Raw genomic sequence first — 11,972 nt, forward strand, 5'->3', positions numbered from 1 at the left:
GGGCTATGCCGAGTACCACCCGGTGGCCCCCAACGACACCGCCGAGAACCGCTCACGCAACCGCAGGATAGAGATCATCGTCTCCAAATCCGTGACGGACGACCCAAAAAAATAGCCCTCCCCGTTGCCTCCATAATTCATGTGTGATATCGTAGCAATAAGGGGTCTCGGTCTGGGATGAGGCCCCACGCCGAATGTTCCGGGGGATTGATCATGGGTGATGGGAAAAGTGAAGGGTTTCATGCCATCCATCCGGCGGGGGACGAGGGAAAGGCGAGAGACTATCGTCCCTGGGGCTATTATGAGGTCCTGGCCGATCTGCCTGATTGCAAGGTGAAGAGGATAGTCGTGTACCCGGGGTGCCGTTTGAGCCTGCAGAGGCACAAGCACAGGGATGAGCACTGGTTCGTGGTGGCCGGGGACGCCCTTGTCACAATAGACCGAAGGGAGATACCCGTTGCCAGGAACGGTTCCGTCGACATCCCCAGGGCACTCCTGCACAGGGTGAACAACACGGGGACCGACGATCTCGTCTTCATCGAGGTTCAAACGGGAGACTATTTCGGAGAGGACGATATCGAAAGGCTGGAGGATGACTACGGAAGGGCGTAAATAGGGGGATTACGCCGGAAATCGGAATGTGAAAGTTTTTTCACAAATTCAAAAAAAATTTCTTGCATATTTTGTAAATAGGGGAGTATAAACTATCTAGACGGTGGTACCTTCGGAAACCAGCGTCAAACAATAATCTAAAGGAGGGGTATGTATGACAAAGGCAGAATTGATTAGTAAAATGGCAGCAGGTTCCAAGATATCAAAAGCCGCTGCCGGCAAGGCCTTGGAAGCTTTTCTCGATGGAGTGAAGGCAGCACTGAAGAAAGACGAACGCGTAACGCTTGTTGGTTTTGGCACCTTTTCCGTTTCCAAGAGGAAGGCCCGCAAGGGAAGAAACCCCAGGACCGGCAAAGAGATCAAGATCCCCTCAAGAAAAGTTCCGAAATTTACGGCAGGAAAAGCGCTCAAGGACGCGATCTAATCAGATTCGAGCTATTTTTTATAAATGCCTCCGCACTTCGGTCGGAGGCATTTATAATTTCACCATCACCCATCACCCATCACCTATAACCCATAACCTGTATCCATATGTTTGAGCAGTATACGTGAGGCTTTTTCGATGAGAGCCTGTTCTCCGCCGGGTTTCCCGGAGAGCTTTTCGTGGACGAGGATGACCCCTTCCTCGTTCCCCAGGGAGAGGGAGAGGTCGATCCCGTCGTCTTCGATCCGCGCGTGGATCCCGAGAGGGATGCTGCACCCCCCTCCGACCGCCGCCTGAACGGCCCTCTCGATGGCTACCTCCCGGTGCGTCCTGTCATGATCGATCGCCCCGAGGAGTCCGGTTGCCTCATCGCCCCGGCGGATCTCGATGCCGATGGCCCCCTGGCCCGCCGTGGGCACCATGATGTCCGCCGGGATCATCTCCGTTATGACCTTTTCGAGCCCCAGGCGCCGTATCCCGGCGGCCGCAAGGATGATGCCGTCGAGGTTTTCCGCCGTCAGCTTCCGCATTCGGGTGTCAACGTTTCCCCTCAAGGGGACGACATCCACACCCTCACGGTATCTCATGAGCTGGGCCTTCCGGCGCGTGCTCCCCGTCCCCACGCGGCTACCGCTGTGAAGCTCGCGTATGCTCTTAAGCCGGGTCGAGACGAAGGCGTCCCTCGGGTCCTCACGGACCATGACGGCGCCGACGACAAGGTCTCCGGCAAGCTCGGCGGGGAGGTCCTTCATGCTGTGGACGGCAATGTCGATGCCTCCGCGGACGAGTTCCTCCTCTATCTCTTTGACGAAAAGGCCCTTGCCCCCGATCTCGGCGAGGGGCTTGTCCCAGATGGTGTCACCCGTCGTTCTGATGGTCCGTATCGAAAATTCGTGGCCGGGGTTGGCCTCCCTCAGCGCATCCACCACTATCTGTGTCTGCCTGAGGGCAAGTTTAGAGCCCCTTGTCCCCACTATCCATGTCTTCTTCATCGTTGTCCTCGAATTGAAAGAGCTTTTTCAGCGTGTCGAACACGGCAGGGTCTCCGTTCTCCTTGAGGAGCGCCAGGTAAGGGTGGACGAGCTTGTTCATGAGCGCCCTCGTCATGGTGTCGATATTGTTCACCGTCTCGTCATCACTGACCCCCATCCTGCCAAGGGCCCTTTTCATCTCCTTCGACCGTATCTCCTCGGCCCGGGCCATGATGTGGCTGATGAGAGGATTGACGTCGACCTTCCTGAGCCACTCGGAGAACCGTGCTGCCTCGTCATCTATGATGACCTGCGCCTTTTCGGACTCACGGACCCTGTCGGAGAGGTGCTTCTGGGAGAGATCCTTGAGGTCGTCTATGTCGTAGAGATAGACGTTGTCCATGTCATTGACGGCAGGGTCGACGTCGCGGGGGACGGCGATATCGATGAAGAATATGGGCCTGTTCTTCCTCTTCTTCATCACCGCCTGGAGCCTTGCGGGGTCGATGAGGGGTTCCTCGGACCCCGTGGAGGCAAGGACCATGTCGACATCGACGATAAGGTCGAAGAGCGTCTCGAAGGGTCTGGCCTTGCCGATTATCTCCCCGGCCAGTTTTTGCGCCTTGCCATAGGTCCTGTTGGTGATGAGGATGTCGGAGACCCCCTGTTTCTGAAAGTATTTCAGGGCCACCTCGCACATCTCTCCGGCGCCGATGACAAGTATCCTTTTTTTGTCGAGGGTCCCGAATATGCGCTTCGCGAGTTCCACGGCCATGGAGCTGATGGACAGGGGATTGTATCCGATCCGCGTCTCCGTTCGTATGCGCTTGGCGACATTGAAGGTCTTGTGGAAGGTTTTGTTGAGAAAGAAACCTGTCGATCTCTCCGAGGCGGCAATGCGGTACGCGTCCTTCACCTGGCCCAGTATCTCCGGCTCACCGATGACCATGGAGTCGAGGCCCGACGCGACGAGGAAAAGATGGCGAAAGGCCTCTTCTCCGGAGAGGCCGTACGTGTAGGCGGTGAACCAGTCATCGGGTGCCGTGAAGGCCCGGGAAAGGACACGACGGACCTTTTCCATCATCTCCTCAGAGTCCTCGCCGGAGAAATAGATCTCCGTCCTGTTGCAGGTGGAGACGATGACCGATTCCGGAACGCCTTCTTCGCGGAGCATCCTCAGGAGGGCGGGTATGGATCCTTCCTTGATGTAGAGTTTTTCCCGCACGTTGAGGGGTGCCGTGTTGTGGTTGAGCCCGAGTATGCCGATCGCCTGTTTCTTCATGGTCACACGTACGCGTGCAGGCTCTTGAGGAGGAAGTTGACCCCAAGGAACGTGAAAAGGACAAGAAGGAAACCGATGATCATCATGTAGGCCGTCCTTCTTCCCCGCCACCCGAGAGCGAGCCTGTTATGAAAGAGGATGGCGTACACTATCCACGTGATGAGCGACCATGTTTCCTTGGGGTCCCACCTCCAGTAGGAACCCCAGGCAAAACCGGCCCAGATGGAGCCCGTTATTATCCCCGCGGTGAGGAAGGGAAAGCCCAGGGACATGCACCGGTAGTTGATCCTGTCCAGGGTCTCGAGGGAGGGGAACCTGTCGGAAAAGAGGAAGGACCTCTTTCGCTTGATCTCCTTCTCTATGAGGAGATAGAGGATGGATATGAAGAAGCCGACGACGAATATCCCGTTGCCCAGGAATGAAAGGACGGTATGGACGGGAAGCCAGGCGCTCCTCAACGCCGGGATGAGGGGCCGTATCTCGCTCGGGAAGCCGAGCGACATGATGACGACAAGAGAGACAAGAGGCGCGATGATACTCCCCACCATCTCCACGCGATAGGTCTTCCGTATGTATATGAAGAAACCGGCGATGCACAGTGCCAGGAAGGAAAGGGATTCGTAGATGTTCGTGATGGGGGTATAGCCGGCCTCGAAGAAGCGCGCCACGGTGGAGGCGAAGTGGACCACGAAGGCGGCGGCAAGAAGGTAATACCCCGGCCTTTCGAAGCGCGGCCTGTTCGAAGCGAGGCTCACGGCATAGACGAGGGTGGATGCGAGGTAGAGCCCGAGGGCTGTGTTATAGAGGTAAACGTTCATGAGAGCTCTTCGCCGAGGGTCTTCTTCATACCCGTGAGGCCGCGCCTGACGACGTCGCCCACCTCCATGGAGGCTATGCTCTTCATAATGGCTTTGCGCCTTGAGGGGTCGGGGACGGTGTCGATGAGATGCCGTCTTAGGGCGCCGATGATGCGCGTGTAGGCGACGTAATCCTTCGTCACCGTCTTTTCGATGGTCTGGCGTATCTTCTTCGATGCCATGGGGAGGACCCCCGACGTGGATATGGCTATCGTGACGTCCCCCTTTCTGATGATGGAAGGGACGATGAAATCGCACTCCTTTGGTTTGTCGACGACATTGATGAGAACGCCCTTTTTCGCAGCATCCTCGCGTACGACACCGTTCGTGTCCCTGTCGTCGGTGCAGGCGAAAACCATCGCAGCGTTGTCGAGGTCACCCGTGCGGTACCTCCGCGAAAGGAGGCGCAGCACACCCCTGCCGGCGAGGTCCGACAGCTTTTTCGTCACCTTTGGGCTGACGACGGTCACCGAGGCGTTGAACTTAAGGAGCATCAAGGCCTTGCGCTCCGCGACGGTCCCGCCCCCCACGACAAGACACTCCTTCCCCGTCACGTCGAGGAAGAGGGGATAGTAATGATGTTTCTCAGTATCTGATCTCAAACGTAAGGAACCTGCCGATATGATCTTCCCAGGAGACGTCGGCCGTCTCGACGAAGGCCCCCCGGGGGCCGCTGCGGGACCACGCAACCAGCTTCTCGACGGCGTCTTTCTCACCTTCGCAGACTATTTCCACGCCGCCGTCGGGGAGGTTCCTGACCCAGCCCGTCAGCCCGAGGCCCTCTGCCTCACGTTGGGTGCTGTACCGAAAGAAGACGCCCTGCACTATTCCGTGTACGACTATATGCGCTCGTGCCTGCATGGTGAAAAAGCGGCCTCGTGGATGCCGAAAAACCCGCCAACGCCCGTCCATAAACATTTTATTGTTGGCAAAAGGTTTTTTGTATTATACTTATCACAACATTCCCATAAAATCCAGTTGTGTTGGCCACTTGGGGGAAAGCGATATGTACAGGCTGGGAATAGATATCGGTTCGGTTAGCGTTAACGTGGCAGTTGTCAACGAGAACGGAAAGATCGTCAGGTCGCAGTATATCCGTCACAAGGGGAAACCCTTTGTCGCTGCGAAGGAGGCCATCGAGGAGGCGGCCGGAGCATACGAAGTGGAGTTCATCGCGACCACGGGGACCGGAGCGAAGGTCTTCGCCTCCCTCGTGGGGGCTGCTTTCGTCAACGAGATCGTCGCCATTTCACGGGCCATGGGCAAGCTGTACCCCTTAACGGGAAGCGTCATCGACATCGGCGGAGAGGATTCAAAGCTGATCGTTTTCGAGCCATCCGGGCGAAAGGGAGTCCCCTTGCGCGTCAAAGATTTTTCCATGAACGCGCTCTGCGCCGCCGGGACGGGGGCTTTCCTCGACCAGCAGGCGTCGCGGCTAAGGTTCACCATAGAGGAATTCAGCGACGTGGCCTTGAAGGCGAAGAACATTCCCCGCATAGCCGGGCGGTGCACCGTCTTCGCGAAATCGGACATGATCCATCTCCAACAGATAGCGACACCCGATTACGAGATAGTCGCGGGACTCTGCTACGCGCTGGCACGCAATTTCAAGGGCAATATCGCCAAGGGCAAGGACGTGAAGACGCCTGTCGCGTTCATCGGCGGCGTGGCGGCGAACGCCGGGATGAGGACCGCCTTGAAAGAGGTCTTCGAACTGACGGAGGACACCTTCTTCGTTCCCGGGAACTATACCTCCATCGGCGCCGCGGGTGCTGTGTACGCCGTCCTTGAAGACCCGTCCCTCAAGGTCTCCTTTGCCGGTCTTGACAGGCTCATCGCCTATCTCGATGAGGAAAGGCAGGAGGCCACCCACGAGCCGCTCTCCCTCTCGGCCGCGAACATGAACGTGGCCTACGACATGAAGCCCGTGACGGGAAAGACGAAGGTATATCTGGGCGTGGACGTGGGATCCATCAGCACGAACCTCGTCCTCATCGACGAGGAAAGGAATGTCCTCGCCAAGAGATACCTCATGACGGAGGGCCGGCCGCTCGAAGCGGTCAAGAGGGGCCTTGCCGAGATAGGCGATGAGGTCGGCGACATGGTGGAGATCGTCGGCTCCGGCACCACAGGGTCGGGCCGTTACCTGACGGCCGATTTCATCGGCGCCGACATTGTCCGCAACGAGATCACCGCCCAGGCGCAGGCGGCGATAGCCATCGACCCCGGAGTGGACACCATTTTCGAGATAGGCGGCCAGGACTCCAAGTACATCAGCATCGACAACGGCGTGATAGTCGACTTTGAGATGAACAAGGCCTGCGCGGCGGGCACGGGCTCCTTCCTGGAAGAGCAGGCGGAGAGGCTCGACATCTCCATCAAAGAGGAGTTCGGCGCCCTGGCCCTCACGTCGAAAAAGCCGGTGAAGATGGGGGAGCGGTGCACGGTCTTCATCGAGTCCGACGTCATTCACCAGCAGCAGCGCGGCGCCGCCAGGGAAGACATCGTCTCGGGGCTTGCCTATTCCATCGTCCAGAACTACCTCAACAAGGTCGTCGTCGACAGGAGGGTGGGCAGGCGGATATTCTTCCAGGGCGGCACGGCCTTCAACAAGGGCGTCGTCGCGGCCTTCGAAAAGGTGCTGGGCATGCCGATAACGGTTCCTCCCCATCACGACGTGACGGGCGCCATCGGTGTTGCCATCCTGGCAATGAAGGAGAAGACCTGGGAGAAGAGCGGATTCAAGGGGTTTGACCTCAGCAAGAGGTCCTACACCGTCGAGACCTTCGAATGCAAGGGGTGCGAGAACCTCTGCGAGATACGCAAGGTCATCGTCGAGAACGAGACGCCCCTCTACTACGGCAGCAGGTGCGAGAAGTACGATGTCGTACGCAGGGGTGAGAAGAAGGAGATGGCGGACCTCTTTTCGATGCGGGAGGAGATCCTCAACGAGATCTACGACAGGGAGGCCGGAAATCCGACGATAGGCATACCGAAAGTGCTTCACATGCACGAGCTTCTGCCGTTCTGGAAGAGCTTTCTGACGGAACTGGGGTTCCATGTCGTCGTCTCCGACGTGACGAACAAGAAGACCGTGAGGGACGGCGTGGAGAATATCATCGTGGAGAGCTGCTTTCCCATAAAGCTCGCCCACGGTCACGTGATGAACCTTCTTCAGAAGGGGATCGACAACATCTTCATCCCCAGCGTCATCAGTCTCGGCAAGCCTTCGAAGCACGCGAGAAACTCCTTCGCCTGTCCCTACGCTCAGTCTCTCCCGTACACAATCAAGGGGTCCATCGATTTCGATGGCAGGCAGGCCCGGGTGCTGACGCCCATCATCCGGTTCGGGGAGGGCGACGAGGCCGTTCTCGCCAACCTCGTGGAGCACTTCAAACCCTTCGGCAAGTCGAAAAGGAGCGTGAAGAAGGCCTTCGAGGCGGCGCGTCACGTCCAGGATTCCTTCTACCGGCGCCTCACGGAAATGGGCCGGGCCTTTCTCGACGAGTTGCGTGAGGACGACAAGGTCATGGTCATCGTCGGCAGGCCATACAACAGTGCCGACCCGGGAGCGAACCTCAACATCCACAAGAAACTGATGAACCTGGGCGTTCCGGCGATACCCATGGACATGCTGCCCGTGAACGACATGATCGAGGACACCGTCGATCTGGAGCACATGTACTGGGGCTACGGGCAGAAGATACTGAAGGCGGCCCGGGCGGTGAAGAGCAGCAGGAATCTCTATGCCGTATATGTGACCAGCTTTGGCTGTGGTCCCGACTCCTTCATATCCCACTTCTTCAAAAGGATCATGGGCAACAAGCCTTACCTGTCCCTCGAGATAGACGAGCACAGCGCCGACGCGGGGATAGTCACGAGGCTCGAGGCGTTCCTCGACAGCATCACCAACGCCCGCTTCGACGACGGGGTCGTCGAGCGCAGGACGACAGCCTTCGAGATGGACGGCCGGCGAAGGAGGATCTACGTGCCCTACATGTCGGATCATTCCCATGCCCTTGCCGCCGCTTTCCGTTCCTGCGGAGTGGACGCGGAGGTCATGAAGGAATCTACGGAAGAGACGGTGCTGTTGGGGCGCAGGTATACCTCGGGGAAGGAGTGCTACCCCTGCATCCTGACAACGGGCGATATGCTGAGGACGGTCCACGCTGAGGGCTTCGACCCTGAGCGGAGTGCCTTTTTCATGCCTTCCGGAGAAGGCCCGTGCCGGTTCGGCCAGTACAACCGTTTCCACAGGATGGTCCTCGACGAGGCCGGTTTCGCCGGTGTTCCCATCTACGCCCCCAACCAGGACCACCGGTTCTACAAGGAATTCAACATAGTCGGGGGCAGGTTCACCCGTCTCGGCTGGCGGGCCGTTGTGGCGGTGGACCTCCTGACGAAGATCCTTCACGAGACACGCCCCTATGAAAAAGTGCCGGGAACGACGGATGCGGTCTACGCGGAGGCGCTTGCCGCGGTTTGCCGGTGCATCGAGACGGGCGCGAAGGACATCGATGTTGTGCTCAAGGACGTCCTCGGGAGGTTCAGGGCCATAGAGCGCCGCCAGGAGAAGAGGCCGACGATAGGCCTCGTGGGCGAGATCTACATACGGTCCAACAAGTTCAGCAACTCCCAGCTCATACGGGCGGTCGAGGACCTGGGAGGCGTGGTGTGGCTCGCGCCCGTGTGCGAATGGATATCCTACGTCAACTACACGGGCAAGAGGAAGAGCAGGAAAAGAGATACCCTCCTCGGAGTCCTCGGTTTCGTCATAACCGAGTACATCCAGAGCAAGGACGAGCACCTGATGGAAGACATCTTCGTGCCCTTCATCAAGTATGGGCCCGAGCCGAAGATAAAGGACATCCTGGAAAAGGCGAGCCCCTACATCCACGACAGCTTCGAGGGAGAGGCCGTCCTCACCGTCGGGAAGAGCGTCGATTTCGCCCGCAAGGGGGTCGCGGGGATCATCAACGCCATGCCCTTCACCTGTATGCCCGGTACCGTGTCGAGCGCCATCATGCGGCTCATCCAGCAGAACCATGACATACCGGTCATCAACATCGCCTACGACGGCCAGGGCATAACGAACATCCTGACAAGGCTGGAGGCGTTCATGCACCAGGTGAGGGAGCACATAAGAGATTGATGGACGATCCGCTGACCGGCGTAATAATCATCATTGTGTTGCTTATTCTGAACGGGCTTTTCTCAGCCGCCGAGACGGCCATCGTCGCCTCGCGCAAGAGCAAGATAAAGGAACTCCTCAGGAAGAGGAAGGACCGGAAGACGGAGATGCTCCTCAGTCTCAAGGAGAACCCGGAGCGCTTCCTTTCGACGGTCCAGATCGGCATCACCCTCTTCGGCACCCTGGCCTCCGCGGTCGGCGGCCTCATGGCTGTGAAGCACATAATGCCCGTCATCGCCAGGGTGGAGTTTCTCAAGCCTTTCGCGGAATCCATCGCGGTGGCGATCGTCGTCTGTATCCTCACCTATCTCTTCATCGTCTTCGGAGAACTGGTCCCGAAGTACCTGGGCCTCAGCTACAAGGAGAGGGCGGCCCTCGCCGTCCTGCCCTTCTTCAACCTGGTGTCGCGGGTCTTTTCCATATTCGTCAACTTCCTTTCCGTCACGACGCTCTTCCTCGTCAAGACCCTGAACCTCAGCAAGGGGGAGGACCATATCGGCGAGGCGGAGATCAAGATCCTCCTGGAAGAGGGGAGGCGAAAGGGCGTCTTCGACAAGACCGAGGAGGAGCTGATCAACAGGGTCTTTCACTTCAGCGACCGCTCCGTGAGGGAGGTCATGGTGCCGCGCCCCAACGTGTACGCCATCGATGTCGACGACAGCAGGGAGAACATCATGAACTACATCATAGGCAATGAGTTCTCCCGCTACCCCGTGTACCGGGACAACTTCGACAACGTCATCGGTTTTGTCTACCAGAAGGACATAACACGGCACATCTGGAGGACCCAGGAGCCCTTCGAGCTGGAGAAGATCCTGAAGCGCCCCTTCTTCGTCCCTGCCACCATGGAGGTCAGCGTCCTGCTCAAGCAGATGCAGCGCACGCGCCGCCACCTGGCGGTCGTCATCGACGAGTACGGCTCGGCCGTTGGCATCATCACCCTCGAAGACATCATGGAAGAGATCTTCGGCGAGATCATGGACGAGACCGACGTCGACGACAAGGTCGAGCGCCAACGGGACGGCTCCTACCTCATCGACGCGTCCTATTCCGTCCGCGACCTCAACGACCGCCTGAACCTCGACCTCCCCGAATCCCCCGATTACGAGACCTTAGGCGGTTTCATAACCACCCAGCTCCAGGGCCTCGCCAAGGGCGGTGAGATCATCCACCACGCCCGCCACCGCTTCACCGTCGTCGACATAGACGGCAGAAGGATAGTGAAGGTCAAGTTCGAAAGGGTGAAGTGAGAGGGATGGGGAATAGGGGGAAGAGATTGGAAGTCTCTGAGCTCTGAACTAAACGCAACTGAGCATCCGGTCGGAATGGGACAGGATCTGATCAGAAACCGAGTTCGCTGTGCGAGCCCAGGCGAACCAGATCCAGGTGTTCATTGTCAGGTTTGCGGTAGATCAGAATGAGATCGGGCCTGATGTGACAGTCGCGGTGATCGGCCCATTCGCCAACCAACGGGTGATCGACACTCTGAATGGGCAGGGGTATGTCTGATGCGAGGAGGTCGACGACGTGCATAAGGTCGGCGTCAAGGGTCTTGCCGTGCCGTCCTGATTTTTCACGTCTGTAATCGCGCTTGAAGCGGGATGTGTATCTAATCTCCCGCATTGAGCTTCGCAAGGAGGTTCTCAGGAGCGCCGGCAGTCACAAGCTCGCCACTCCGGGCGGCTTTCATCGCCTCCATGGTTGTCTCGTTGGGTATGAGAGGTTCAAAGGGCAGAGCCCTTTCCCTCACGATGCGGACGATCATCATCCGAAAAGCGTCCGAAACGGTAAGACCGATCGAAGCAAGCACTGTTTCCGCCTCGGCCTTCAGGTGCTCGTCAATTCTTGCGCGAACGACTGAGTTGGCAGCCATGGTTGTCTAACCTCCTCGTGAGCTACATTGTAGCCCAGAGGAGAGGCAAAGTCAAGCCGCCGATAATTGACGGTGCTACATCCCAGGTCTGCAACAGACCTCTTCGGCGCGTGTTATCTCTATCCCGGCCCTCTCCAACGTCCTTCACCCGTTTCCGTACCATCTCCAGACTGGGGTTATGCTATGTCTGGTCAGCATATGTCGCCCCTCGATACACACAGTTTTCTGTTCGAGTGGAACCAGGAGCGTCTATTCTGCAGTGAGGACGATCAACTGATACTTTGATACTTTGGGCTGAGGTCCCCAAAGAGTGGGGCAGACAGGAGGCCTGCAACCTCAAGACCGGATACATCACGTCAGCAGGCCCCGCCACAGTCTCTCGTATTCGGCGAGTCTGTCTTTCACGTTATAGTTCGTGACGATGTCCCGCCGTGCCGCTTCCCCCAGGTGTGCCATCCTCCCGGGATGCTCCAGCACCTCGTCCACCCTGTCCGCGATTTCCTTCGGTGAGAAGAAGTCGACGAGGAGCCCGTTACGCCCGTCCTCAATGATCTCCTTGACGGGTGCAGTGGCCGAGCCGATGATGACGCACCCGGCCGCCATCGCCTCTATCATGGACCAGGAGAGGACGAAGGGGATAGTGAGATAAACGTGGGCGGATGACACCTCAAGGGTCTTGAGGTGGGTATCATACGGGACGAGCCCCATGAAGTGGACGCGCCTCTCGTCTATCGATACCTCCTTCAGCATCTTCTCCCGGTA

The 11,972-nt window shown here is 58.1% G+C and carries 12 protein-coding genes; 4 read left to right on the forward strand and 8 right to left on the reverse strand.

What is annotated here, in order from left to right; genetic code table 11:
• Positions 1 to 177 precede the first annotated feature (177 nt).
• The gene (locus tag GXX82_07790) at positions 178 to 612 is read left to right on the forward strand and encodes a cupin domain-containing protein (GenBank protein NLT22934.1); all 435 of its coding nucleotides are present in this window, start codon (positions 178 to 180) and stop codon (positions 610 to 612) included.
• A gap of 154 nt (positions 613 to 766) precedes the next feature.
• Entirely contained in the window at positions 767 to 1,036 is a 270-nt protein-coding gene (locus tag GXX82_07795; protein ID NLT22935.1) for an HU family DNA-binding protein, read from the forward strand.
• Between the two features lie 83 nt (positions 1,037 to 1,119).
• On the opposite strand, the gene hemC is transcribed toward GXX82_07795, so the two are convergent.
• Genes hemC through GXX82_07820 form a run of 5 tightly spaced genes read right to left on the reverse strand, consistent with a single transcriptional unit; the run spans position 1,120 to position 5,007 of the window.
• Positions 1,120 to 2,028, reverse strand: a complete 909-nt coding sequence (gene hemC, locus GXX82_07800; protein NLT22936.1) for a hydroxymethylbilane synthase — start codon at positions 2,026 to 2,028, stop codon at positions 1,120 to 1,122.
• The gene (locus GXX82_07805; protein ID NLT22937.1) at positions 1,991 to 3,289 is read right to left on the reverse strand and encodes a glutamyl-tRNA reductase; all 1,299 of its coding nucleotides are present in this window, start codon (positions 3,287 to 3,289) and stop codon (positions 1,991 to 1,993) included. Before GXX82_07805 ends, hemC begins: the two co-directional genes overlap by 38 nt.
• A gap of 2 nt (positions 3,290 to 3,291) precedes the next feature.
• A complete protein-coding gene (ccsB, locus tag GXX82_07810; GenBank protein NLT22938.1) occupies positions 3,292 to 4,107 on the reverse strand; it encodes a c-type cytochrome biogenesis protein CcsB in 816 nt (271 codons plus the stop codon).
• Positions 4,104 to 4,748, reverse strand: a complete 645-nt coding sequence (locus GXX82_07815; protein ID NLT22939.1) for a bifunctional precorrin-2 dehydrogenase/sirohydrochlorin ferrochelatase — start codon at positions 4,746 to 4,748, stop codon at positions 4,104 to 4,106. Before GXX82_07815 ends, ccsB begins: the two co-directional genes overlap by 4 nt.
• Positions 4,732 to 5,007, reverse strand: a complete 276-nt coding sequence (locus tag GXX82_07820) for an acylphosphatase (protein ID NLT22940.1) — start codon at positions 5,005 to 5,007, stop codon at positions 4,732 to 4,734. Before GXX82_07820 ends, GXX82_07815 begins: the two co-directional genes overlap by 17 nt.
• A gap of 145 nt (positions 5,008 to 5,152) precedes the next feature.
• Between GXX82_07820 and GXX82_07825 the strand changes: the two genes are divergently transcribed.
• Entirely contained in the window at positions 5,153 to 9,298 is a 4,146-nt protein-coding gene (locus tag GXX82_07825; protein ID NLT22941.1) for a CoA activase, read from the forward strand.
• Positions 9,298 to 10,587, forward strand: coding sequence for an HlyC/CorC family transporter (locus GXX82_07830; protein ID NLT22942.1), 1,290 nt, complete (start codon positions 9,298 to 9,300; stop codon positions 10,585 to 10,587). The genes GXX82_07825 and GXX82_07830 overlap by 1 nt, the downstream gene beginning before the upstream one ends.
• A 91-nt stretch (positions 10,588 to 10,678) precedes the next feature.
• On the opposite strand, the gene GXX82_07835 is transcribed toward GXX82_07830, so the two are convergent.
• From GXX82_07835 to GXX82_07845, 3 genes are all read right to left on the reverse strand, one after another.
• Positions 10,679 to 10,960: a type II toxin-antitoxin system YafQ family toxin gene (locus GXX82_07835; protein ID NLT22943.1), complete on the reverse strand. Its 282-nt coding sequence runs from the start codon at positions 10,958 to 10,960 to the stop codon at positions 10,679 to 10,681.
• Entirely contained in the window at positions 10,947 to 11,210 is a 264-nt protein-coding gene (locus GXX82_07840; GenBank protein NLT22944.1) for a type II toxin-antitoxin system RelB/DinJ family antitoxin, read from the reverse strand. The genes GXX82_07835 and GXX82_07840 overlap by 14 nt, the downstream gene beginning before the upstream one ends.
• A 351-nt stretch (positions 11,211 to 11,561) precedes the next feature.
• Positions 11,562 to 11,972, reverse strand: a 411-nt coding sequence (locus tag GXX82_07845) for a glycosyltransferase (GenBank protein NLT22945.1), incomplete at its 5' end; no start/stop codon positions are given.

The organism is Syntrophorhabdus sp. (assembly GCA_012719415.1).
Taxonomy (GTDB): Bacteria; Desulfobacterota; Syntrophorhabdia; order Syntrophorhabdales; family Syntrophorhabdaceae; genus Delta-02.